The following is a 23,272-nucleotide window of genomic DNA, read 5'->3' on the forward strand; positions in this document are numbered from 1 at the left end:
GGTGATCGGCTACCGGATGGGCAGCGTCATGGTGACCGCGTGAGCACCTTGCTGTCCGTGGCGGATCTGATGCGGCTACTCGACCCCATGTTCGACTCCATGCTCACTCCCCGTGAACGGAAAACGCTCACGGTACGGGTCGAGCAGATCACCGACGGGCACGAGCTCTTCGACTCCGACATCATCGAGAGCGGCTCAACCTGGCTTCGCTGGGCGGTGTTTGGCGAGGACGGGGGCTCCGGATCGTTGCAGCTGGCTCAAGGCACCCGAGAGATGGTGTTGTCTGTCCAAGGTGATCTTCAGGACTTCCTCGCAGAGACCACGTTCGCCTGGGGTGAGCTTCGCGAGCCAAGTGACCTGGCCTAGTCAGTACCTGCCTGCCTGACCGGCAAACGGTCCATCAACGGTCTCCTCTCCCGAGTGACCCGACATCTCTGCGTGTGCCTGTGAGACTGGCACGATGGACCTCGACGAGCTCGGTCAACGGATCTGCATTCTCGGGCCGTCCAACAGTGGCAAGTCGACCCTTGCGGCCGCTGTCGGCCGAGCCCGCTCGCTGCCGGTCGTGCACCTGGACCAGTACCGACACCTACCCGGAACAGACTGGCGCGAGCGACCGGACCTCGATTTCGAGTCCATGCACAACGAAGCGATGAGCACCGATCAGTGGGTCATCGAGGGCAACTATTCGCGTTGGTTGCCAGCCCGGTTGCGGCGAGCAACCGGTCTGGTGCTGCTGGATGTCTCGACCGCCGTGGGCATCGTCCGCTACTTTCGGCGCACCTTCTTCGAGCCCGACCGTGCTGGACGCTTGGAAGGCACTCGTGACCGAGTCCGCGTCGAGATGTTGCGCTTCATGCTCGGGCCGGCCAGGAGGAACCGGCTCCGTTATCGGCATGCCTTCGACGAGTTCGAGGGGCCGAAGGTGTTCCTGTCGGACCGCGCTGCCTCGGAGACCTTCTACCGCCGCAACGGGCTGGCCCGTCGAAGCCGATGACGCTGTCCGACAACCGATCCTCTGCCGAAACGCCGAGCGCTCATCTCGGCCAGTTATCCGGTACGGTCCGGGACGTGGGTGTCCTCTTCCTTGCGGTCGGAGCGGTGATCTGTGTCGCCTGGGGCTGTGCCCTCGTGCTTTTCCCGAACCCGATCGCCCGCTTTGCGAGGAAGGTCGAAGGCGAGTTTTGGGGACGCCAGATCACTCCGGAGCTGACGCGGTTCATCGGATTCGGATTCTTCCTCGGAGGCCTCGTTGCAGCAGTAACGCTGGTCGTCGGACTCATCAGGTGCTGACGAGTCAGGTGCCCGCTCGAGGATCCTTCAACGGAGCATCGCTTTGCTTGCCTCCGCGGTTGGTCGCACTTACGCTGCCCGCATGTGGTGGTGGATCGGAACCGGCTTGGTCTTGGCGGTGCTCCTCGTGCTGTGGTTCGTCATGCACCACTACACGAACTTTGGCTCTCGGGCGGCGAAGTTCGAGGGGACTGACCCCGAAGTCGCGGAGGCCCTTCGGCAGGCCGAGGCTGACATCGCGCGGGGGCGCATGTACTTCTGACGCTCTCAAGGGCCAGCGAGCCCACGGCCGTCCGGTAGGCGATCGTCAGCCGGACACTTGCGACTTCAAACCGAACCCGCTCGGTCCTGGGTTGATGGATGTGAGCAGCTTCGCTCTGTGTCGCCTTTCTCGCTGCGCTCTGTGTCGTGATCGCGTCCCGGTAGCCGATGCACCTCCGGACGCACCGCGCCGACTCGTATGCCAACCTTCAACATATGGGAATCGAACTCGTGGAGCACCGCAGCGCTAAGGACGTGCGCCGGACTCTCGAGGCTACCCGAATGGTTTGGTGACGTCGACGCCATCGACAACTACGTAGCGGCGGCGGAGAACGACGACTACGGGAGCCTGCTCGCTGTTGCCCCTGACGGGGTTATCGGCGCTGCACTGACACGACGTCACTTCCGCGAGGCCGCCGAGCTGCACCTCATCGCGGTGCATCCAGAGGCTCGCGGGACCGGTGTCGGGCGGTTGCTCGTCGAGCGCATCGCGTCACGGTTAGCGGTTGATGGTTGCACCCTGCTGTCGGTGCACACGGTCGGGCCGTCCTTTGAGAACGAGCCGTACGCGCAAACACGGCGTTCTACCGCAGCGTCGGCTTTGTGCCGTTGGAAGAGCACGACGGACTTGACTGGCCCGGACCCACTCTCATCCTGGTTCGCCCGTTGGTCGTTCAGATGCAACAGGACGGGTCCCGGTAGCCGATCGGCTAGCGAGACCGCCGGAGCTTCGGCGAACGGCGACAAGATGTTCGACCAACTCAAGTGACGCGCACCCTCGGGGAGCATTGCGAGCCCACGTCGGCGACAGGCCTCTGCAGGGACCGCGAGCGCACAGCCCTAGCCGCTTACCCCGTCGTAGACCCCGATCAGCCGGTCGAGGAAGGTCTGGACCGTCGCACGCTCCGCGGGGTCCAGGTCGTCGACGATGCACTCGATGCCCTCGATTAGCGGCAGCACGAGGTCGTACGCACGGTCCGAAGAGCGCTCCGCCGCCGTGACGACGAGCTTGCGTCCGTCGCTCGGGTGCCGCTCTCGCCGGACGTGCCCGGCGCCCTCGAGCCGATTCAAGACGAGCGTCATCGCGGCGGTCGAGATCTCGAGCCGACGCGCGAGCTCGGTCGGGGTGGCCGGCCCGGTCGCGATGAGGTGGTCCATCGCCTCGAGCCCCGCAGCGTCGACCGACAGTGCCGCGGCGAGGTGCCGCTCGAAGCGCTGCTGCCGGACACTGACCTGCTGCACGCGGGACCGGATGTCGTCGTCGGGGAGTGATCGCCCGTCGCGTCGCGCCGTCGCCCGGTCGTGGCGGTCCTGCCGGTCGTCGGAGCGATCGGTCGCTGGGTGCTGGTCGTGGTTCGGCACGTCACCATGGTAGTCGTGTACATTGCCAATCTCATTGGTAATCAACGATGTGAGGGACAATGACCGATCACACCCGCGGCCGCGTGCTCATCTCCGGCGCGAGCATCGCCGGCCCGGCGCTCGCCCACTGGCTCCACCGCTTCTCGTTCGAGACGGTCGTCGTCGAGCGGGCGCCGTCCCTCCGCACCGGCGGGCAAAACGTCGACGTGCGCGGAGCCGGGCGTGAGGTCGCGCGCCGGATGGGCATCGAGGACGACATCCGCGCCGCCACGACGGGCGAGGTCGGCACCCGGTTCATCGGTCCGAGCGGCCGGACGATCGCGGCGTTCCCGGCGGGGACCTCGGACTCCGGTGGGGCCACCGCCGAGCTCGAGGTCCTGCGCGGTGACCTCGCGCGGCTCCTCGTCGACGGGACGTCCGACGCCACCGAGTACCGCTACGGTGACCGGATCACCCGCATCGACCAGGACGACAACGGCGTGACCGTGGGGTTCGAGCACGGCCCGGACGACCGGTTCGATCTGGTGGTCGCGGCGGACGGCATCGGCTCGAGCACCCGTCGGCTGGTGTTCGGCGACGAGCCGGAGATCCGTTCGCTCGGGCTCGAGACGACGTACGGCACGATCCCCCGGACCGCGGCGGACGACGACTGGTGGCGCTGGTACAACGCACCGGGTGGCCGGTCGATCACCCTCCGCCCTGACCAGCACGGGACCATCCGCGCGGCGATGTCGGTCGTGACGGACCGGCAGCGGGAGCGAGCCGGTTCCGAGCGCGGCGACCTCGATGCGGTGCGCAGCCGCCTGCACGCGGTGTTCGGCGACGCCGGGTGGGAGGCGGAGCGGGTCCTCGCGGGGTTCGACCACTCCGAGGACCTCTACTCCGAGGCGCTCGGACAGGTCCACGCCCCGCGCTGGTCGGACGGCCGGGTGGTGCTCGTCGGGGACGCCGCGTACTGCGCGTCGCCGGTGAGCGGGATGGGCACGAGCCTCTCGCTCACCGGCGCCTACGTCCTCGCCGGGGAACTCGCCGCCCACGTCCACCACCGCGACGCCCTGCGCGCATACGAGCGCATCATGCGCCCGTACGTCGCGAAGGCGCAGCAGCTGCCGCCGGGCACACCGCGGATCGCGAACCCGAGGTCCCGGCTCGGGATCGCGGCCTTCGGCACCGCCGTCCGCGTGGCGTCGCTGCCCCTCGTCGGGCGCCTCGGCGCCCGCTTCGCCACCCCGCCGGCCGAGGCAATCGACCTGCCGGACTACGCGCACCTGGAGTGAACAGCCGTCCAGCACGACCAACGATGCTCAACGAAGAGTTCGTGGCCTATCCGGCGACGAGTGCGTTGAACGCGTTCGGAAGCGCTTCAGGGTGCTGCGCGATGCGCCTCGCGGAACCAGATCGTGCTCGCTAAATGCTCGCACGGCAGGTGACGTATTGGCCCGCGCCGTCGCAGTGCTGGGCCTACCGCAATGCATTCGGAGGGGCGTCGGGCGTCGCGGTATGCCCTGGTGGTGTCCTCTCTAGAACGTGCAGATTGAGGTGAGTTCTAGGCCCCAAGCGCCGGTAATGCTCGCAGTCGGAGTCTCAATAGGCGATCGGTGACCGGACATGTCGGTGCGGGTCGTCAGGTTGTGGCGGCGGATTGGCGGCGGAGGCGGGACCACCCTGCGCAGATGAGTGCGATTCCTGCGGCGACCGCCCATCCGACCGATGGGGTCGATGCGGTTGCGATGAGGATGATGAGGGCGGTCCCGATCGCTGTTCCGAGCTGCGCTCCGGTGTTCACGATGCCTGCTGCGCTGCCGGCCAAGGCTGCCGGGACGCTGGTACCCAGGCCGGTCGCTGCGACCGAAGCCGCTGCAAGGCCAAGGCCGATCACGGCGACGCCGGCCGCGATCCACGGCCACGAGTGGCCTAGAACAGCGAGGACCGCGTTACCGCATGCGATGGTGGCAGCCCCCACTGCGGCCAACCGGTCTGGTCCGAGTCGGGGAGCGATTTGGCCGGTTGCGACGGATCCGCCGATGACAGCGAGGCTGAATGCCATGAGGACCAGCCCGGACAGCAGTGCTGGTATCCCGAGGCGGTCCTGGAGCACGAGTGTTGCCAACACCGACGATGAGCTGGTGGTCGCGGTGTTGAGGAATGACTGCACCAACCCACGTCGGAGGTTGGTGTCGCGGAACGCATCCCGCGGCACGAGCGGTGAACGTGAGCGGCGGAGCCGCCAGGCCAACAACCCAGCGATCACCAGACTGAGGAGGATCAGTCCAACACCCTGCGGCTGCGTGGCCTGTGCCTCGAGCAGGGTCGTGCCTGCGATGACCGGCATCACGGCCGCGACGAGGAGGACGGCACCGAGGACATCAAGCCGTTCGGCCCGACCCGGCTCCGGCTCCTCCCGCACGACGAGGGCCACTCCGACGAATAGGAGAGCAGCGACCGGTGCGTTGACCCAGAACACCGACGGCCAGCCGAGCACTGTAGTGAGCAGTCCACCGATAAGGAACCCGGTTGCGCCGGCTGCGGCGCCGACGGCGCTCCAGGCTGCGAGAGCTCGTGACCGGCCTGGTCCAGCAGCCGTTGCGTGAAGGATCAGCCGGAGCGCTGACGGAGCAGACACAGCTGCCGCAGCCCCCTGGACAGCGCGCGCAATGAGCACCTGCGGGAGCTCCTGCGCGGTACCGCCGACGATCGACACCACGCCAAAGACGACGATCCCGACGAGAAGGATCCTCCGGTGACCGTAGCGGTCCCCGAGTCGCGCGCCGAGGATCAGCATCGCCCCGAAGAACATCGCGTACGTCGTTGCAAGCGGACCGGCGGCCGCCGGATCAGCGCCGAGACCATTCAGGATCGCCGGAATCGCCGTGACGACGCTTGTGACGCCCAGTACGTCAACGAACTGAACGAGACAGAGCACAGTCACTACCCCGGGACGCATGCATGCACCGTACGTGAAACGTCGTCAAGACGACGAGCTGCGAGTCCCAGTAGCCGATCCATCAACGGGCGGCGGACCTGCCGGCATCCCACGGCCGACAGATCCTTCCCTACTAAGCGCGCTCGACAGGGAGCCAGAGCTCGCAGGTGGCCGTGCTGAAGTCGCCGGCGCGGTCGAGTACCGCGACGATGGACGGTCCAGGCCGGAGCCGCCAGGGGTTCGACGGGAACCAGTCGGTCGCGGTCGCGGCCCATGCCTCTTGCAGCGCAGCCGGATACTCGCCCTCGGTGTGGAACACCGCCCACGTGCCGGCCGGAACCTCGATCGTGTAGAGATCTCCGATCATCGGCGCCCTCCCCGTGACGGCTACTCCGTGCAGGTAGGTCAGTTCGCTCCCCTCGGTGTAGTCCGGGTCGACGTCGGCGCTGACCTGAAGCAGGCCGGCCGGTTCGGTGTCGCTCAGGGCTTTGAGGCGTGCGTGTTCTGCTGCCGGAAGTGAGGCGATGTGGGCTTGGATCTGCTGGTTGATGCCCTCGTGGATGAGGGGCACGCGGATGGCGTGGCCGATGAGGTGAAACGCCGGTCGATCGGTGATGCGGGTGTCCATGGTGGTGTTCCCTTCTACGGTCAGGCGGAACCTGAGCTGCGGTTGCGTTCGAAGGGGGCCGCCATTTCGCTTGACGCTGCCGACGCTGACACCGTGCACTGATCGGAACGCTCGACCGAATGCCTCGGTGGAGCCGTAGCCGTACCGCACCGCGATGCTCAACAGGTTTCCGTCTCCGAGGACATCCGCTGCCGCGACTGACATTCGGCGACGCCGGATGTACTCCGACAGGGGCATCCCAGCGAGTGACGAGAACATTCGACGGAGGTGGTACTCCGTCGTGCCGAGTTCCCTCGCCAAGGATGCAACGTCGAGGTTGTCGTTCAGGCGACCTTCGATCAGTTCGACCAGTCTGTTGAGCTCCGCGATCATGCCGCCTCCTTCGACACCCACACTTCCGGGTCATAACGGTCGGCACCCTACTATCGCGGTCCGATCGGATCGCCTCTGTGCTCCGGAACGTGCCCGATAGACGGTCCTCCAGCGGACCACGGGTGCTTCCGAGCTGCCCTGGACACCTACGGCCCTGCTCCGGGGCGAACCCGTCTCACATAGGTGGTCCGCGAACTATCTCACTTCCCGCACGCCATACGGACGCCTCGCGACGCACGAAGACCGAGCCGACCCCTAGTCAGCGTGGCCCGTCCGTACTGCCAAACATCGTGTCCACGTCCGTCTTTCAGACACGTTGGTTGGCAGTCGGACAAGTCAGCTGGCGGACGACACAACAAACCCCCTACTGCGGCATGTCGACGAACCGCGAGAACATCCCGTGGAACGCCACGGTGATGGTGTCCGTCGGTCCGTTACGGTGCTTCGCCACGATCAGGTCCGCCTCACCCTGACGCGGGTTGTCCTTCTCGTACGCCGACTCACGGTGCAGCAGGATGACCATGTCGGCGTCCTGCTCGATGGAGCCGGACTCACGAAGGTCGGAGATCGCCGGCTTCTTGTCGGCACGCTGCTCCGGACCACGGTTCAGCTGCGACAGGGCAATGACGGGCACCTGGAGCTCCTTGGCCATCAGCTTCAGGGCACGCGAGAACTCGGAGACCTCTTGCTGGCGGCTCTCGACCTTCTTGCCCGAGGTCATCAGCTGCAGGTAGTCGATGACCACGAGCTTCAGGTTGTGCTGCTGCTTGAGTCGACGGCACTTGGCGCGGATCTCGACGAGCGTCATGTTGGGGGAGTCGTCGATGAAGAACGGGGCGTCGTTGATGCGACCGCGGGTCTGGGCGATGGTGGTCCAGTCGCGGGAGTCCACGGTGCCCTTGCGCATGTTCTGCAGCGGCACGCTGGTCTCGGCGGAGAGCAGACGCATCGCGATCTCGGCGCGACCCATCTCGAGCGAGAAGAAGGCGGCGGTCTGGTCGTGCTTGATCGCGGCGGCGCGGCACAGGTCGAGCGCGAGCGTCGACTTGCCCAGGGCGGGGCGAGCGGCGACGATGATGAGCTGTCCGGGGTGGAAGCCGTTCGTCAGGCCGTCGAGCTGCGCGAACCCGGTCGGCACGCCCGTCATCTGGCCGTCGCGGCCCTTGGCGGCCTCGATCTCGTCGAGCGCGGCGGAGATGGCGTCGGTCAGCGGGACGTAGTCCTCGGTCTGCACACCACCTGCGACGTTGTAGACCTCGGCCTGCGCGCTGTTGACGAGGTCGGTGACCTCACCCTCCGACGCGTAACCCATCTGCACGATGCGGGTGCCGGCGTCGACCAGACGACGGAGCACGGCCTTCTCGGCGACGATGCCGGCGTAGTAGCCGGCGTTCGCGGCGGTCGGCACCATGCTCGTGACGCTGTGCAGGTACTCGGCGCCGCCGGCACGGGACAGTAGACCGGTCTTGGTCAGCTCGTCGGTGACGGCGATGACGTCGGTCGGTTCACCGTGCGAGTAGAGCGACAGGATCGCGTCGAAGATGACCTCGTGCTTGGGGACGTAGAAGTCCACACCGCGGGCGGTCTCGATCACGTCGGCGACGGCGTCCTTCGACAGGAGCATGCCACCGATGGTCGACTGCTCCGCGAGCATGTCGTGCGGCGGGGTGCGTTCCATGCCGCGGTCCGCGTAGTCCTGCGGTGCGGGCTCAAGATGTGCGATCGACACACGCTCTCCTCTGTTGACGACACGGACCTGAACCGGCGGGACAGCACCCACCGGCCGGAACCCGCACCCCTGTTTCTACCCCCGGCGACCGACATCCCCGAGTCGCTCGCCCAAGCTACGGCCCCAGAGTTATCCCCAACAAACGGCCCTGTGGATAACTCTGTGGAGAGGCTGCGGAACACGCCGGAACGCTGTGTGGAGAACTGTGGACGAGCCTGTGGAAAAAGCGGCGTACGAACACACTTTCGACCACTTGACCTGGGGTTTTTCGTTGCACACCATGTGTGGAAAAGTGGGGTTCAAGTACCCCTTGAAGGTTCCGATTTGACACGTTTCCACTGTGTAAAACGACTTGACAAGCACCCCTCCTGTGGGGAGAGTTCTCGGCCCGTTCCCAGCCAGCGTGACCCCGTCTGAACCGTAACCGGCCAGCCCGAGTCGAGCCGCGCCTCCAGGCCCGTGACCATGTCGGCGACAGCCGTGGGACAAGCCGCGCGACCGCCCCCGGAACGCAACGACGGGCGGGCCTCCCGGAGGAGACCCGCCCGTCGTGGAGCGGAACGTCAGTGCTACTTGGCAGCGATGACCTTGAGCGAGATCACGGCAGTGATGTCCTCGCGCAGGCGCACGGTGGCCTCGTGGTCACCGACGGTCTTGATGGTCGCGGGGACCTCGACCTTGCGCTTGTCGAGCGAGCCGACGCCCTGCGCCTGGACGGCGTCAGCGACGTCGCCCGGACGGACGGAGCCGAACAGACGACCGTCCTTGCCGGCCTTGACCGACAGGGTGATGGTCGCGTTCTCGAGCTTCATCTTGAGGTCCTGTGCCTCTTCGATGGTGGCGAGCTCGCGCGCGGTACGCGCGGCACGGATCGACTCGACCTGCTTCTCGCCGCCCTTGGACCACGCGACAGCGAAGCCCTGGGGGATGAGGTAGTTGCGGGCGTAGCCGTTCTTGACGTCGACGACGTCACCAGCGGAACCGAGGCCGGAGACCTCGTGGGTGAGGATGAGCTTCGACATGTGTCGACCTCCGATCAGCGGCCGGAGCCGGCGTAGGGGAGGAGCGCCATCTCACGGGCGTTCTTCACGGCACGGGCGATGAGGCGCTGCTCCTGGACGGAGACGCCGGTGATGCGACGGGCGCGGATCTTTCCACGCTCCGAGATGAACTTGCGAAGGGTCGCAACGTCCTTGTAGTCGATGACGCCGACCTTGATCGACTTCGCGGGAGCAGCGTTCTTGCCGCCCTTGCCGCGAGGCTTCCGGCGGTCGCCGGTGCTCTTTCCAGCCATAGTGATTTGTCCTTAGAAGAAAAGTTGTGTGTCCGTCGGAACGCTGAGGATCAGAACGGGGTCTCGTCGTCGAAGTTGCCGCCGGGGGTGCTCCACACGTCGTTCGACTGTGCATTGCCGCCACCCTGCTGGCCGCCCTGGGGAGACCAGGGCGCGTCCGACTGACCGCCACCGTTGTTGTTCCAGTTGCCGCCGCCGTTGCCCGCGGGGGCGCTGGCGCCGCCGCCGACCTGGCCACGACCGCCGCCACTGCCACCCGCTGCGCGGGTGATCTGTGCGGTCGCGTAGCGGAGCGACGGGCCGATCTCGTCGACCTCGAGCTCGATGCTCGTGCGCTGCTGGCCCTCACGGTCCTGGTAGGAACGCTGACGCAGACGACCCTGCGCGATGACGCGCGAGCCCTTCGTCAGCGACCCCGCCACGTGCTCGGCGAACTCGCGCCACACACTCGCGCGGAGGAACAGCGCATCGCCGTCCTTCCACTCGTTCGCCTGACGGTCGAACGTGCGAGGGGTCGACGCGATGGTGAAGTTCGCCACGGCGAGCCCGTTCTGCGTGTACCGCAGCTCGGGGTCCGCGGTGAGGTTGCCCACCACCGTGATGACGGTTTCGCCGGCCACGGGTTACTCGGCGCTCGCGGTCGCGGTCGCGGAGGCGTTGGCGGCCTTGCGGGCCGCGCGAGCCTCATCACGCTGCTTCTGGGCGGCGACCTGCGCGATGCCCTCTTCAGCGCGGAGGACCTTCGTGCGGAGCACGGCCTCGGAGAGACCGAGCTGACGGTCCAGCTCCTTGGCGGCCTCGGGCGACGACGTGAAGTCGACGACGGCGTAGATGCCCTCGGACTTCTTCGCGATCTCGTAAGCGAGCCGGCGACGGCCCCAGACGTCCACGTTGTCGACGGTGCCACCCGCGTTGCGGATCACGGCCAGGAACTTGTCCAGGCTGGGAGCGACGGTGCGCTCATCGATCTCGGGGTCGAGGATCGCCATCAGTTCGTACTGGTGCATGCGGAACCCACCTCCTCTGGTCTCAGCGGCCCCGGGCGGTTCCCGGGGCAGGAGGGTTGATGCATGTGCCCCAGACCACGCAGGTGCGCGAGGGGCAACCCGGGTAGCCTACCGGACTGCCTGGAGGCGCGCCACCGGCCTGTGGAGAGCGGTCCCGCCCGTCAGGCGGTCGCGTCCCAGGCACCGGTGGCTCAGGCGCTGGCGTCGCCTCGGGCGCTCCACCACTCGCGCAGGCGCTCCTCGGCCGTCTCCGGCCCGAGGGGTCCTTCGTCCATCCGGGCCTCGAGCAGGAACCGGTAGGCCTCGCCCACGGCACGCCCCGGCGGGATGTCGAGGATCCGCATGATGTCGTCGCCGGTCAGGTCCGGACGGATCGACTCGAGCTCCTCCTGCTCGGAGAGGGTCTTGATGCGGTCCTCGAGGTCGTCGTAGGCGAACGCCAGCCGGTCGGCCTTGCGGCGGTTGCGGGTGGTGACGTCCGAACGGGTGAGCTCGTGCAGCCGTTCGAGCTGGGGTCCGGCGTCACGGACGTAGCGGCGGACGGCGGAATCGGTCCAGGCGCCCTCGGTGTACCCGAAGAAGCGCAGGTGCAGCTCGATCAGGCGGGAGACCGCGGCGATGGTGTCGTTGTCGAAGCGGAGCGCACGGAGTCGCTTCTTCGCCATCTTCGAACCGACCAGGTCGTGGTGGTGGAAGCTCACGGCGCCGCCGGGCTCGAGCTTGCGCGTCGCGGGCTTGCCGATGTCGTGCAGCAGCGCCGCGAGCCGGAGCACGGTGTCCGGGGGATCGCCGGCGTGCCGCTCGGCCTCGTACCCGATGGCCTGCTCGAGCACGGTGAGCGAGTGCTCGTAGACGTCCTTGTGGTGGTGGTGCTCGTCCACCTCGAGCCGCATCTCGGGCAGCTCGGGCAGGAACCGCTCGGCGAGGCCGGTGTCGACGAGCAGCCGGAGGCCGGGGACCGGGTCGTCCGTGTTGAGCAGCTTGACGAGCTCGTCGCGGACCCGCTCGGCGGACACGATGTCGATCGACGCGACGAGCTCCTGCATCGCGGCCCGCACGTCCTCGTCGACGGTGAAGCCGAGCTGGGAGGTGAACCGTGCGGCGCGCATCATCCGCAGGGGGTCGTCGCGGAACGAGACGACCGCGGTCTGGGGCGTCCGGAGCCGTGCGGCGAGCAGGTCCTCGACGCCGCCGTGCACGTCGACGAGTTCGCGGGCCGGCAGTCGCAGGGCCATCGCGTTGACGGTGAAGTCGCGACGGAGCAGGTCGTCCTCGATGGTGTCGCCGAACGCGACCTCGGGCTTGCGGGTCTCGCCGTCGTAGACGTCGCTGCGGTACGTGGTGATCTCGACCTGCTCGCCGGCGACCCGTGCGGCGATGGTGCCGAACTGGCGACCGACGTCCCACGTGGCACTCGCGATGGGCTCGACGATCCGCAGGATGTCGTCCGGCCGGGCGTCGGTGGTGAAGTCCAGATCGGTCACCGGACGGCCGAGGAACGCGTCACGGACGGGCCCGCCGACGAGGGCGAGTTCGTGTCCGGCGTCGGCGAAGGCCCGAGCGAGGAGGTCGACGGGCTCGGTGGTGGCGAGTGCGTCGAGTCGTTCGACGGCCTGGGCAACGGACTGCATGACGGTGCTCATCCTCCCAGATCGAGGCCCCGAGTTCTCCACAAGCCGCGCGCGCACGGGACCTGTTCATGGTCGCGCCTCATACACTCGTGCTCGGCCCGAACCGACCCCGTGGCCCGCTCCCCGTATGCAGATGCTCCGCACCACGCTCGCCGCAGCCGCGTCGACCCTCGTCGCGCTCGGCCTGGTCGTCGCGCCCGTCGCCACCGATCACGCCTCGGCTTCCACGGCATCCGCCGCCAAGAGCCACGTGGCCGATCCCGCCGCCGCCGACGCGGGCAAGGCGACCATCTCGATCGCGCCGGCCAACCGCGGCGTCGTCCAGCGCGACCAGGACCTCACCCTCTCGGTCACCGTCACGAACGACACCGACGCGGCCCTGCCCGCCGGGACCGCAGACTTCCGGATCTTCCGGTCGGTGAGCACGCGCGACGTCCTCGCCGGCTGGCTTGCCGACACCACCACAACGGGTTACCTCGGCGCAGAGATGGACTCCGTGGACATCCCGGCAATCCCGGCACACCGTTCCGTCTCGATCGACTCGGTGGACATCGTCTCCGGCAACGTCGCCCTCGGCGGGTACCCCTCGTTCGGTGCCCGACGCATCGCTGCCGAGTACACGGCGGGCGACGCCTTCGCCGTGGACCGCTCGGCGATCACCTGGTACCCGGACTTCGAACAGGCCCCGGTCAGCGTCTCCGTCGCGATGCCGGTCACGGTGCCCAAATCGACCGACGGCGTCCTCACCGCCCCGGTGCTGGCCGCCGCGACCTCGGTGGACGGCACCCTCACGCAGCAGCTCGACGCGGCCGAGGACCACAACGTCGCCGTGGCCGTCGACCCGCGGATCATCGCCTCGATCCGGCTCCTCGGCGACAACGCCCCGTCGAGCGCGACCACCTGGCTGCAGCGTCTCGAAGCACTGCGCAACGAGACCTTCGCGCTGTCCTACGCCGACGCTGACGTCACAGGCCTCCGCCAAGCCGGGTCCGACGGCATCCTGTCGCCGATCTCACTCGACCAGTCCGTCGAGTCCGAGAACTTCCCCGGCGCCGAGACCCCGGCCCCGACACCGTCGGCCACGCCGGGGCAGACCTCGTCCCCGGCACCCACCGAGACCTCGAGCGACGGCACCACGACCGGCGACGCTGCCGACCAGGCGCAGGAGACCCTGCCGACCACGGAGTCCCTGCTCGACTTCCCGTACTCGATGGACTCGATCGCCTGGCCGACCGAAGGCACCGTGTCCTCCGCCGACCTGCCCGCGCTCGAGCGTGCCGGCACGAAGACCACCATCGTCTCGAGCGGCAACACCTCGGCCGGCGCGGACACCACCATCACGGCGTCCGAGAAGATCGGCGACGACCACGTGCTCGTCTCCGACCAGTCGATGTCGTCGATGCTCCGCCGAGCCGCGGCCGCCACCGACCGGCAGGCCTTCTCGTCGGCGATGTCCGAGCTCACCGCGACGTTGGCCACCTCGGCCCGCGCAGCGACCGCCACGGGCCCGATCCTGCTGACCCTCGGGCGCGAGTGGCCGTCCGACTCCACGCGGCTCAGCCAGGCGCTGGACGCCCTCGAGAGCACCGCCTGGGTCGCCCCGGCCGACCTCTCCACCGCTTCGAAGGCCGTCGCCGGGTCGCTCACGCTCGCCAGCGCGTCCACCGGCGAGGCCCGCATCGACCAGCTCCAGCGACTCGTGCGCGGAGAACAGGGGCTCTCCGCGTTCGCGACGATCCTCGACGACCCGAACCAGCTGACCGCCCCGGCCCGGCTCCGTCTGCTCGCGCTCGCCTCGAACGCGTGGCGCGACGACGACCAGGGCCTCGCCGCCGCGGTCGAGGCCCGCACGGCCGCCTGGGCGAAGACCACCACCGAGGTCGGCATCGTCGACTCGAGCAGCCTCACCCTGCTCGGCGACCGGTCGTCCCTGCCGGTGTCCATCCGCAACAGCTCCGACTACCCGGTCACGGTGCACCTGTCCGTGCAGCCGTCCAACTCGGCGCTGCGGGTGGTCCGCAACGACATCGTCGTCGAGATCCAGCCCGACTCCTCCACCCGCGCCACCGTCCCCGTGCAGTCGGTCGCGAACGGCAAGGTCGAGCTGACGATGTCGCTCTCGAGCCCGACCGGGGTCGCCGTGGCACAGCCCGCGACCGTCGAGCTGAACGTGCAGGCGCAGTGGGAGACGGTGATCACCGCGGTCGCCGCGATCGCCCTGATCGGCATCTTCGGCTTCGGCATCTTCCGCAGCATCCGGAAGCGCATCCGCCGCCGCAACGGCGAGCTCGACGACGAGGACGACGACGACCCGAACCGCCCCCTGGCAGTCCAGCCGACGGTCGGGGGCGCGCAGGCGGCCACCACCCGGCCTGGAGGCACGGATCACCCCTCCGGAGCGGCCCCCGCACCCAGCGTGGCCGCGTCCACTGCCGGGGTGGCGACCGCAGCGCCGGGTGCAGCGCCGGCCGCTGCGCCGCCCGCGGCGGTGGACCAGGGCCCCCTGCAGGACGCCATCGCGCGCGCCGGAGCCGGGCCGGGCCTCCCGTCCGACGCAGCACGCAACACCGTCGCGGACGACCGCGACCCCGAGGAGCCCACCATCAGCGCCACCCAGCCCCAGCCCGACGTCGACGCCGAGCCGGTCGCCGAGCGCAGCCTCGGCCGGGCGAGCGCGATGCTCGCGGCGGGCACGATGGTGAGCCGCATCCTCGGTTTCGCGAAGACCTTCGTCCTGGCGTACGCCATCGGGCAGAACGCGAGCCCCTCGGCCAACGCGTTCGCCGTCGCGAACCAGCTGCCGAACAACATCTACGCGCTGATCGCGGGCGGCCTGCTGTCGGCCGTGCTCATCCCGCAGATCGTCCGCGCGATGAAGGCCGGCACCGACGGCGGGCAGGCGTACGTCAACAAGATCGTGACCCTCGGTGGTTCCGTCTTCATCGTCATCACGATCGTGGCGACGGCACTCGCCCCTCTGCTGGTGCGGTTCTACACCAGCAACTCGGCGGACTCCGGTCCAGCCGCCACCGACCTCGCCGTCGCCTTCGCGTTCTGGTGCCTGCCGCAGATCCTCTTCTACGCCATGTACTCCCTGCTCGGGGAGGTCCTGAACGCGAAGCAGGTCTTCGGGCCGTTCACTTGGGCGCCGCTGCTCAACAACGTCATCGCCATCGCCGGGCTCGTCGTGTTCATCGCCCTGTACGGCACCAGCGGCAGCCAGCTCGACCAGTGGACGCCGGCGAAGATCGCACTCCTGGCCGGCAGCGCATCGCTCGGTGTCTTCGCCCAGGCTGCGTTCCTCCCGTTCTTCTGGAAGCGCGCCGGCCTGTCGTTCCGCCCCGACTTCCGCTGGCGCGGTGTGGGCCTGAAGTCCACGGGAACCGCTGCTGGCTGGCTCTTCGCGATGATCCTCGTCACCCAGATCGCCGGCATCGTGCAGTCACAGGTCGCGTGGCTCGGACGGGATGACGGTCCGGGCAACGCCGTGCTCGGCAACGCGTGGCTCATCTTCATGCTCCCGCACTCGATCATCACGGTCTCCATCGCGACGGCGTACTTCACCCGGATGAGCCACGACGCCGAACGCGGCGACCTCGACGCGGTCCGCCGCAACCTGTCGTTGTCCCTGCGCATCGTCGGGCTCTTCACCGTCTTCGCCTCGGTCGCGCTGATCGTCGTCGCCGTCCCGTTCGGCCGCCTGTACGAGGGCACGTTCGAGAGCGCCCTGCAGGTCGGCGCCGTGCTCGTCGCCTACATGCCCGGACTCGTCCTGTTCAGCATGCTGTTCGTGATCCAGCGGGTCTTCTGGGCGATGCACGACCACCGGACGCCGTTCCTGATGCAGTGCATCCAGTCGGTGCTGTTCGTCATCGGCGCCCTGGCTGTGTCGACGTTCCCCACCTCGGTCATCGGCATCGGGGTCGCCGCCTGCACCACCATCGCGGGGTCGGCGCAGACGATCGTCGCACTCGTGCTCGTCCGGAAGCGGCTCGGCAGCATCGAGGGACCGGTCATCACCCGGTCGCACGTCCAGTTCGTGATCGCCGCGCTGATCTCGGGCGTCGTCGGGCTCCTGGTCGTGAACTTCTTCGGCGCGTTCTCGGAGTCCGGGTTCGCGATGTCCGACCGCACCGGTGCCCTCATCACGATCATCCTCACCGGCGCCGCGATGGTGGCCGTGTACTTCGGAGCCCTCGTCGTCGCGAAGAACGGTGAGATCGGCAACGCCGTCCGGATGATCCGCAGCAAGCTCGGCCGCTGATCCCAGCCGCGCACCACACGCTCACGGGTCGTGTGGAATGCCTCGCCGGTACGATGGGTTGACCCGGTCAGACGCAACGGAAGGGCAATCAGGCATGCGCCAGCTCATCATCATCGGTTCCGGCCCGGCCGGGTTCACCGCCGGCATCTACGCAGCGCGCGCAGAGCTCAAGCCGCTCATCGTCGCCTCCAGTGTCGAGACGGGCGGTGAACTCACCAAGACGACCGAGGTCGAGAACTTCCCCGGCTTCCCCGAGGGGATCCAGGGCCCCGACCTCATGATCAAGATGCAGGAACAGGCCGAGAAGTTCGGTGCCGAGGTCCTGTACGACGACGCCGTCTCCGTCGACCTCACCGGCAAGGTCAAGAAGGTCACCGTCGGCTCCGGCGAGACGTACGAGGCCCTCGCGGTCATCTACGCCACCGGCTCGGCCTACCGTCACCTCGGCCTCCCCGACGAAGAGCGCCTGTCCGGCCACGGTGTCTCGTGGTGCGCGACCTGCGACGGCTTCTTCTTCCGACAGAAGAACATCGCCGTCGTCGGCGGCGGCGACTCCGCGATGGAAGAGGCGACGTTCCTCACCCGCTTCGCCGACAAGGTGACGGTCATCCACCGCAAGGACTCCCTGCGTGCGTCGAAGATCATGCAGGACCGCGCGATGAACGACCCGAAGATCGAGTTCGCCTGGAACAAGGAAGTCACCGGCATCACGGGTGACTCCGCGGTCGAGGGCGTCACGCTCAAGGACACCGTGACGGGCGAGGAGTCCGAGCTCGCGCTGGACGGCCTGTTCATCGCGATCGGCAACGACCCGCGCACACACCTGATCCACGGCCAGATCGACATCGCCCCCGAGGGCACGATCGCCGTCCAGGGCCGCTCGTCGAAGACCAACCTGCCGGGTGTCTTCGCCGCCGGTGACGTCATCGACCCGACCTACCGCCAGGCCATCACGGCTGCGGGTTCGGGCACGGTCGCCGCGCTCGACGCCGAGAAGTACCTCGCCGAGCTCGACGACGCACTGACGGACGAGGCCGAGGGCGTCGCCCCGACCGAGCCCGCAATGGTCGACGTCATCACCGCACGGGCCTGACCCGCCTCGGAATACCACGACGGCATCGCCGTTGTACCCCCTGAACGACTTCTCGAAGGAGCACACATGTCCAACGCCAAGGCTGTCACCGACGCCACCTTCTCGGACGAGGTCCTCAAGTCCGACAAGACGATCCTCGTCGACTTCTGGGCCGAGTGGTGTGGCCCGTGTCGCGCTGTCTCGCCGATCCTCGACCAGATCGCCGAAGAGCACGCCGGCAAGATCGAGATCGTGAAGCTCAACGTGGACGACAACCCCCAGTCGGCCATGAACTACCAGATCACGTCGATCCCGGCGATGAAGGTCTTCAAGGGCGGCGAGGTCGTCAAGACCGTCATCGGCGCCAAGCCGAAGCCCGCGCTCGAGGCCGACCTCGCCGAGTTCCTCGCGTAGGTCGCGCCTCCCGAACGGCCCCGCTCTCCCCGGAGAGCGGGGCCGTTCTCGTCCGGAGCCACCGGATGACGATCGGCCCCGTCGCGGAACCCTGGTTCCCCGGGCCGATGTCGTAGTGTGGCGGGAATGTCCCACTGAACGGAGCACTCGATGACGAACGGCAACAGCCTCGACCCCTGGTACGACTCCTACGCCCAGCGCACCGCCGGGCTGAGCGCCTCCGAGGTCCGAGCCTTGTTCGCCGTCGCCTCGCGCCCCGAAGTGGTCTCGCTGGCCGGCGGCATGCCGTTCGTCTCCGCGCTCCCCAGAGAGCTCGTCACGGGCTCCCTGGACCGTGTGATGAACGAGCACTCCGCCATGGCGCTCCAGTACGGCGGCGGACAGGGCCTGCGGTCCCTCCGTGAGCACATCGTGGACGTCATGAGTCTCGAGGGCATCCGTGCCAGCGCCGAGGACGTCGTGGTCACCACGGGCTCGCAGCACGCCCTCGACCTCGTCACACGGCTGTTCATCGATCCGGGCGACGTCGTGCTCGCCGAGTCGCCGTCCTACGTGGGCGCGATCGGCGTCTTCCGGTCGTACCAGGCCGAGACGGTACACGTGACGACGGACGAGCTCGGTCTCGTCCCGGAGGCCCTGCGCGAGGCCATCGCGAACCTCCGCACCCAGGGCAAGCGGATCAAGTTCCTCTACACGATCCCGAACTTCCACAACCCGGCCGGCGTCACGATGAGCCGTGAGCGCCGCATCGAGGTGCTCGACATCTGCCGGTCGAACAACATCCTCGTGCTCGAGGACAACCCGTACGGGCTCCTGTGGTTCGACGAGCCGGCGCCGCAGGCGATCCGATCGATCGACGAAGAGGGCGTGGTGTACCTCGGCTCCTTCTCGAAGACCCTCGCACCGGGCTTCCGCGTGGGCTGGGCCCTCGCGCCGCACGCCATCCGCGAGAAGCTCGTGCTCGCCAACGAGTCGGCCGTGCTCGCGCCGAACTCCTTCGGCCAGTACGTCGTGAACGCGTACCTCGACGCGGCCGACTGGAAGGGCCAGGTCGACACCTTCCGGGGCATCTACGCCGAGCGCCGTGACGCCATGCTGTCCGCGCTGGGGGAATTCCTGCCCGACCTGTCCTGGACCAAGCCGAACGGTGGCTTCTTCGTGTGGCTCACCCTCCCCGAGTCCCTCGACTCCAAGGGCATGCTGCCGCGCGCGGTCAAGGAGCTCGTGGCGTACACCCCGGGGACGGCCTTCTACGCCGACGGGCGCGGAGGCGGACACATCCGCCTGTCGTTCTGCTACCCCACGCCGGAGCAGATCCGGGTGGGGGTCAAGCGTCTGGCCAACGTCGTCAACGACGAACTCGAACTGATCGAGACGTTCGGCCCGACGACCCGTCCGAACACCGTGGTCCGCCAGACGTCGTCGGTCAGCGCACCGCCGCCGAACATCTCCTGATCAGCGCTTTTCCTCAGTGCTGCTCGCACAGCACCGCAGTTCCACACCGGAGGACCCCGCATGGCCGAGCTCACCCGTCGTCACGTCGTCGTCGTAGCCGGAGGCATCTCGCACGAGCGCGATGTTTCCCTCCGCTCCGGCCGTCGGGTCGCCGATTCACTGACCGGCTACGGCTGGCAGGTCGACCTGCGCGATGCTGACGCGATGCTCCTGCCGGCTCTCGCCGAATCACGCCCGGACGTCGTGTGGCCGGCGCTGCACGGCGCCTCCGGTGAGGACGGGGCCCTGCGGGGCATCCTGGAGGCCGTGGACATCCCGTTCGTCGGCTCACGGTCGACGTCGGCCCGGTTGGCATGGGACAAGCCCACGGCGTCAGCGCTGGTCGCCCGCGCCGGCGTCCGAACGCCACGGTCCGTGACGCTGTCCCACGACGTCTTCCGCGAGCTCGGTGCCGTCGGTGTCCTCGAGGCCATCGCCACCGAGCACCCGGTGCCGCTCGCCGTGAAGCCCGCGCGAGGCGGGAGTGCACAGGGCGTGACCCTGGTCGACGACGTCAAGGACCTGCCCCGGGCCATGGTGGCGGCTTACACGTACTGCGACGACGTCGTGGTCGAGCAGCTCATCCGCGGCACCGAGGTCGCCGTGGGGATCATCGACACCGGGGACGGCCCCGTGGCGCTCTCCGCTGTTGAGATCGTGCCGCGGAACGGCATCTACGGGTTCGAGGCGCGCTACAACGCGGGGGAGACGACCTTCTACACGCCCGCGCGGCTCTCGGGCGAGTTCGCCGGAGCAGCCGCGGCGGCTGCGGTCGCAGCGCACGCAGCCCTGGGACTCCGCCACCTGTCCCGCGTCGACCTGATCATCGACGGGGCCGGGACGCCCTGGTTCCTCGAGGCGAACGTTCTCCCCGGGCTCACCGAGACGTCACTGCTGCCGCAGGCGCTGTCGGCGTCCGGTTTCGATCTCGGCTGGACCTACGCCGAGCTCGCCGAGCAGGCGATCCGCGACCATCGCGCCTGACCCTGCAGCCGATGTTCCACGTGGAACACCGGCATCTCGTGCCCCGCCTGTTCTGCACGCGAGCTCCGATGTTCCACGTGGAACGTCGCCTCACTCGCCGGAGGGTGTGTGTCGAGCAGATTGACGCAGGCGTGTCCTCCGCGTTCCATCGGAACAGCACCAGGTGCCTGAGGCCCGGGCTCTTCCGCGATGGGTCGAGGTTTCCCTCCGACCTAGACGTCGATCGCGATGATCTCCACCGTTACACACCGGACGTCATTGTGGGCGAACATCGCGGCACGGACTCCGACAGCTGAGGAGCTGCGGCACAACGTAGGCTGCTGGGCCCTCGCGTTCCCACCCGACGACCGAGATCCCGCGACAGCGAACGGGCAGAACCTCGGATCAACAGCCCGGTAGAACATCCCTCGGCGCGCTGGCATGAAGGCCGAGCCGCTGTTGGTCACGACACCGCCATCTCACCCGAGGCAGACTGCGGTCACGACTGGAGCAACGACGACCGAGCGAGCTGCGCAGCCACTGGGGCCGCTGAAACCACCCACCCATGTCCGCACCCGGGCTGGCCGTTACAGGGGCTCAGACGGCCGCACAGGGCCGCACAGCAATGGTTTCAGCCCTTGAGGTCCTGCACTCCGAGTTCGCCGAGGATCCGGTTGAGGTCGTCGCCGTTCGCGAAGTCGATCGTCACGGAACTCTTGCGAGCACCGACTGCGATCTTCACCCGCGTGTTCAGGCGGTCGCCGAGCCGCTCAGCGAGATCGTTGAAGTGTGCCTGGCGCTTGGACGGCTCGGCCTTCGGCTTCGCCGGCGGCGTCTTGGCCGCCAGCTGCTGCGCGATGGCCTCAGCAGCCCTGACGGACAGGTCCTCATTGACGATCTTCTCGGCCAAGTACTCCATCGCCTCGGCGTCCGGAGCGGCGAGGATGGCGCGAGCATGTCCGGCAGAGAGCACGCCTGCGGCCACCCGCCGCTGCACGGGGGAGGGGAGCCGCAGGAGTCGGATCGTGTTCGTGATCTGCGGGCGCGATCGACCGATGCGCTGCCCGAGCTGTTCCTGGGTGATCCCGAAGTCGGCGAGGAGTTGCTGGTACGCAGACGCCTCCTCGAGTGGGTTGAGCTGCGCACGGTGGAGGTTCTCCAGCAGTGCATCGCGCAGCATCGCGTCGTCGGGGGTGTCCTTCACGATCGCCGGGATCGTGCTCAGGCCGAGTTCCTTCGTGGCACGCAGGCGACGCTCACCCATGATGAGCTCGTACTGGGGCTCGGTACCCGTCGCGCCGGGGATCGGCCGGACGACGATGGGCTGCAGCACGCCGATCTCACGGATCGAGTGGACGAGCTCCTGAAGCTCCTCCTCGCGGAACTCCTTCCGCGGCTGCTGGGCGTTCGGGATCACGTCGAGCGGATTGAGGTTGGCGAGACGTGCTCCCGGCACGGCCACCAGGTCATCCGCCGTCGGCGCGGATGCCGGCGAGCCTCCTGTCGGGAAGAACACGTCGACGGGACGGTCCTGCTGATCGGTCGCTGTCGGGATCAGGGCGCCGATGCCTCGTCCGAGTCCGGTTCGCTTCGGTGCCATCAGTGCTTCGCTCCTCGTGCTGCGATCTCGGCGGCCGCTTCCAGGTAGGACAGCGACCCGGTGGAGTTCACGTCGTAGGCGACGACACTCTGGCCGTAGCTCGGTGCTTCGCTCACTCGGACGGAGCGGGGGATCATGGCCTTCAGCACCTGTTCCCCGAAGTGCTCACGGACGTCGTTCGCCACCTGGTTCGACAGGTTCGTGCGGCTGTCGTACATGGTCAGGAGGATCGTCGAGACCCGGAGGTTCGGGTTGAGGTGCCGTTCGATCAGTTCGATGTTCCGCAGCAGCTGGCTCAGTCCTTCGAGCGCGTAGTACTCGCACTGGATCGGGATGAGGACCTCTTGCGCAGCCACGAAGGCATTGATCGTCAAGAGGCCCAGCGACGGCGGGCAGTCGATGAAGACGTAGTGGTACGGCTCGTCCAACGACTGCAGGTACATGTCGAGTGCAGTCCGGAGGCGCTGCTCGCGGGCCACCAGTGAAACGAGTTCGATCTCGGCACCGGCAAGGTGGATGGTGGCCGGAACGCACCAGAGCGTGTCCGACTCGGGGGAGGCCTGCACGGTATCGGCCATCGGTGCTTCATCGACGATCACGTCGTAGATGCTCGCGACCTCCGCCTGGTGGTCCACGCCCAGCGCCGTCGAGGCGTTGCCCTGCGGGTCGAGGTCGATCACCAGCACCCGAGCGCCACCATGCGCGAGACCAGCGGCCAGGTTCACCGTCGTCGTCGTTTTGCCGACGCCACCCTTTTGGTTCGAGACTGTGATGATCCGTGTCTCAGAAGGCAGCGGGAACTGTTGCGTGGCGATCGCACGCCGGCGACGGTTCAGGTCGGCGATCTCGCGAGCGAGCGGTGTCGACGCGTCGTAGTCGGTCGATGAACTCAACGAGTGCCTCTTCCCCGGTTCGATGTTTCACGTGGAACGCGGAGCCACTGGCGGCCGGATGTCCCGGCCCGA

The 23,272-nt window shown here is 68.0% G+C and carries 22 protein-coding genes; 11 read left to right on the forward strand and 11 right to left on the reverse strand.

The features are described 5' to 3' along the window. Nucleotides 1-39 precede the first annotated feature (39 nt). The 5 genes from FFG40_RS02835 (at nt 40) to FFG40_RS17390 (ending at nt 2,323) form a co-directional block, all read left to right on the forward strand. Nucleotides 40-366, forward strand: a complete 327-nt coding sequence (locus FFG40_RS02835) for a hypothetical protein (RefSeq protein ID WP_138802175.1) — start codon at nt 40-42, stop codon at nt 364-366. A 94-nt stretch (nt 367-460) separates the two neighbouring features. Then, complete coding sequence (locus tag FFG40_RS02840; RefSeq protein ID WP_138802176.1) at nt 461-997, forward strand: AAA family ATPase; 537 nt, start codon at nt 461-463, stop codon at nt 995-997. A gap of 74 nt (nt 998-1,071) precedes the next feature. Next, nucleotides 1,072-1,293 (forward strand): hypothetical protein, encoded by a 222-nt coding sequence (locus tag FFG40_RS02845; protein WP_138802177.1) that lies wholly within the window; start codon nt 1,072-1,074, stop codon nt 1,291-1,293. Between the two features lie 82 nt (nt 1,294-1,375). After that, complete coding sequence (locus FFG40_RS02850; protein ID WP_111057426.1) at nt 1,376-1,555, forward strand: hypothetical protein; 180 nt, start codon at nt 1,376-1,378, stop codon at nt 1,553-1,555. A 198-nt stretch (nt 1,556-1,753) separates the two neighbouring features. Further along, a complete protein-coding gene (locus FFG40_RS17390) occupies nt 1,754-2,323 on the forward strand; it encodes a GNAT family N-acetyltransferase (protein WP_138802178.1) in 570 nt (189 codons plus the stop codon). Between the two features lie 71 nt (nt 2,324-2,394). Here FFG40_RS17390 and FFG40_RS02860 read toward each other — a convergent pair whose 3' ends face one another. Then, nucleotides 2,395-2,916 (reverse strand): MarR family winged helix-turn-helix transcriptional regulator, encoded by a 522-nt coding sequence (locus FFG40_RS02860; RefSeq protein ID WP_138802179.1) that lies wholly within the window; start codon nt 2,914-2,916, stop codon nt 2,395-2,397. A 59-nt stretch (nt 2,917-2,975) separates the two neighbouring features. Here FFG40_RS02860 and FFG40_RS02865 point away from each other — a divergent pair, with 59 nt between their 5' ends. Then, nucleotides 2,976-4,193 carry an FAD-dependent monooxygenase gene (locus FFG40_RS02865; RefSeq protein WP_138802180.1) on the forward strand — a complete coding sequence of 406 codons (1,218 nt, stop codon included), beginning with the start codon at nt 2,976-2,978 and terminating at the stop codon, nt 4,191-4,193. Between the two features lie 347 nt (nt 4,194-4,540). On the opposite strand, the gene FFG40_RS02870 is transcribed toward FFG40_RS02865, so the two are convergent. The 8 genes from FFG40_RS02870 to FFG40_RS02905 form a co-directional block, all read right to left on the reverse strand. Next, nucleotides 4,541-5,860, reverse strand: a complete 1,320-nt coding sequence (locus tag FFG40_RS02870; RefSeq protein ID WP_138802181.1) for an MFS transporter — start codon at nt 5,858-5,860, stop codon at nt 4,541-4,543. A 112-nt stretch (nt 5,861-5,972) separates the two neighbouring features. Next, a complete protein-coding gene (locus FFG40_RS02875) occupies nt 5,973-6,839 on the reverse strand; it encodes a GyrI-like domain-containing protein (RefSeq protein ID WP_138802182.1) in 867 nt (288 codons plus the stop codon). Between the two features lie 364 nt (nt 6,840-7,203). After that, nucleotides 7,204-8,568, reverse strand: coding sequence for a replicative DNA helicase (dnaB, locus tag FFG40_RS02880; RefSeq protein ID WP_027466900.1), 1,365 nt, complete (start codon nt 8,566-8,568; stop codon nt 7,204-7,206). Nucleotides 8,569-9,137: 569 nt separating this feature from the next. Beyond that, nucleotides 9,138-9,590, reverse strand: coding sequence for a 50S ribosomal protein L9 (gene rplI / locus FFG40_RS02885; protein ID WP_138802183.1), 453 nt, complete (start codon nt 9,588-9,590; stop codon nt 9,138-9,140). 14 nt (nt 9,591-9,604) lie between these two features. Beyond that, on the reverse strand, nt 9,605-9,862 hold the full coding sequence (gene rpsR / locus FFG40_RS02890) for a 30S ribosomal protein S18 (protein WP_017887834.1): 258 nt from the start codon (nt 9,860-9,862) through the stop codon (nt 9,605-9,607). Between the two features lie 50 nt (nt 9,863-9,912). Next, nucleotides 9,913-10,482, reverse strand: a complete 570-nt coding sequence (locus FFG40_RS02895; protein ID WP_027466902.1) for a single-stranded DNA-binding protein — start codon at nt 10,480-10,482, stop codon at nt 9,913-9,915. A gap of 3 nt (nt 10,483-10,485) precedes the next feature. After that, the gene (rpsF, locus tag FFG40_RS02900) at nt 10,486-10,869 is read right to left on the reverse strand and encodes a 30S ribosomal protein S6 (RefSeq protein WP_027466903.1); all 384 of its coding nucleotides are present in this window, start codon (nt 10,867-10,869) and stop codon (nt 10,486-10,488) included. 191 nt (nt 10,870-11,060) lie between these two features. Continuing rightward, nucleotides 11,061-12,500, reverse strand: coding sequence for a CCA tRNA nucleotidyltransferase (locus tag FFG40_RS02905; protein WP_138802184.1), 1,440 nt, complete (start codon nt 12,498-12,500; stop codon nt 11,061-11,063). A 127-nt stretch (nt 12,501-12,627) separates the two neighbouring features. On the opposite strand from FFG40_RS02905, the gene FFG40_RS17215 reads away from it, so the two are divergent. The 5 genes from FFG40_RS17215 to FFG40_RS02930 all read left to right on the forward strand — a co-directional run bounded on the left by FFG40_RS17215 (nt 12,628) and on the right by FFG40_RS02930 (nt 20,728). Then, nucleotides 12,628-16,764 (forward strand): DUF6049 family protein, encoded by a 4,137-nt coding sequence (locus tag FFG40_RS17215; RefSeq protein WP_221935149.1) that lies wholly within the window; start codon nt 12,628-12,630, stop codon nt 16,762-16,764. 94 nt (nt 16,765-16,858) lie between these two features. After that, nucleotides 16,859-17,857, forward strand: a complete 999-nt coding sequence (gene trxB / locus FFG40_RS02915) for a thioredoxin-disulfide reductase (RefSeq protein WP_138802185.1) — start codon at nt 16,859-16,861, stop codon at nt 17,855-17,857. 66 nt (nt 17,858-17,923) lie between these two features. Continuing rightward, nucleotides 17,924-18,250 (forward strand): thioredoxin, encoded by a 327-nt coding sequence (gene trxA / locus FFG40_RS02920; RefSeq protein WP_017887828.1) that lies wholly within the window; start codon nt 17,924-17,926, stop codon nt 18,248-18,250. A 150-nt stretch (nt 18,251-18,400) separates the two neighbouring features. Then, a complete protein-coding gene (locus FFG40_RS02925; protein WP_138802186.1) occupies nt 18,401-19,705 on the forward strand; it encodes a PLP-dependent aminotransferase family protein in 1,305 nt (434 codons plus the stop codon). Between the two features lie 60 nt (nt 19,706-19,765). After that, nucleotides 19,766-20,728, forward strand: coding sequence for a D-alanine--D-alanine ligase (locus tag FFG40_RS02930; protein ID WP_138802187.1), 963 nt, complete (start codon nt 19,766-19,768; stop codon nt 20,726-20,728). Between the two features lie 610 nt (nt 20,729-21,338). Here FFG40_RS02930 and FFG40_RS02945 read toward each other — a convergent pair. Continuing rightward, a complete protein-coding gene (locus FFG40_RS02945; protein WP_138802189.1) occupies nt 21,339-22,307 on the reverse strand; it encodes a ParB/RepB/Spo0J family partition protein in 969 nt (322 codons plus the stop codon). After that, nucleotides 22,307-23,200: a ParA family protein gene (locus FFG40_RS02950; RefSeq protein WP_313900821.1), complete on the reverse strand. Its 894-nt coding sequence runs from the start codon at nt 23,198-23,200 to the stop codon at nt 22,307-22,309. The genes FFG40_RS02945 and FFG40_RS02950 overlap by 1 nt, the downstream gene beginning before the upstream one ends. Nucleotides 23,201-23,272 lie beyond the last annotated feature (72 nt).

Origin of the sequence: Curtobacterium sp. KBS0715 (assembly GCF_005938005.2) — a bacterium.
GTDB lineage: Bacteria > Actinomycetota > Actinomycetes > Actinomycetales > Microbacteriaceae > Curtobacterium > Curtobacterium flaccumfaciens.

Coding starts and splice junctions, on each gene's coding strand:
- FFG40_RS02840 (WP_138802176.1), top strand. CDS start 461: ATGGACCTCGACGAGCTCGGTCAACGGATCTGCATTCTCGGGCCGTCC.
- FFG40_RS02850 (WP_111057426.1), top strand. CDS start 1,376: ATGTGGTGGTGGATCGGAACCGGCTTGGTCTTGGCGGTGCTCCTCGTG.
- FFG40_RS17390 (WP_138802178.1), top strand. CDS start 1,754: ATGCCAACCTTCAACATATGGGAATCGAACTCGTGGAGCACCGCAGCG.
- FFG40_RS02865 (WP_138802180.1), top strand. CDS start 2,976: ATGACCGATCACACCCGCGGCCGCGTGCTCATCTCCGGCGCGAGCATC.
- FFG40_RS02870 (WP_138802181.1), bottom strand. CDS start 5,860: ATGCGTCCCGGGGTAGTGACTGTGCTCTGTCTCGTTCAGTTCGTTGAC.
- FFG40_RS02875 (WP_138802182.1), bottom strand. CDS start 6,839: ATGATCGCGGAGCTCAACAGACTGGTCGAACTGATCGAAGGTCGCCTG.
- rplI (WP_138802183.1), bottom strand. CDS start 9,590: ATGTCGAAGCTCATCCTCACCCACGAGGTCTCCGGCCTCGGTTCCGCT.
- rpsR (WP_017887834.1), bottom strand. CDS start 9,862: ATGGCTGGAAAGAGCACCGGCGACCGCCGGAAGCCTCGCGGCAAGGGC.
- rpsF (WP_027466903.1), bottom strand. CDS start 10,869: ATGCACCAGTACGAACTGATGGCGATCCTCGACCCCGAGATCGATGAG.
- FFG40_RS02905 (WP_138802184.1), bottom strand. CDS start 12,500: ATGCAGTCCGTTGCCCAGGCCGTCGAACGACTCGACGCACTCGCCACC.
- FFG40_RS17215 (WP_221935149.1), top strand. CDS start 12,628: ATGCAGATGCTCCGCACCACGCTCGCCGCAGCCGCGTCGACCCTCGTC.
- trxB (WP_138802185.1), top strand. CDS start 16,859: ATGCGCCAGCTCATCATCATCGGTTCCGGCCCGGCCGGGTTCACCGCC.
- trxA (WP_017887828.1), top strand. CDS start 17,924: ATGTCCAACGCCAAGGCTGTCACCGACGCCACCTTCTCGGACGAGGTC.
- FFG40_RS02925 (WP_138802186.1), top strand. CDS start 18,401: ATGACGAACGGCAACAGCCTCGACCCCTGGTACGACTCCTACGCCCAG.
- FFG40_RS02930 (WP_138802187.1), top strand. CDS start 19,766: ATGGCCGAGCTCACCCGTCGTCACGTCGTCGTCGTAGCCGGAGGCATC.
- FFG40_RS02945 (WP_138802189.1), bottom strand. CDS start 22,307: ATGGCACCGAAGCGAACCGGACTCGGACGAGGCATCGGCGCCCTGATC.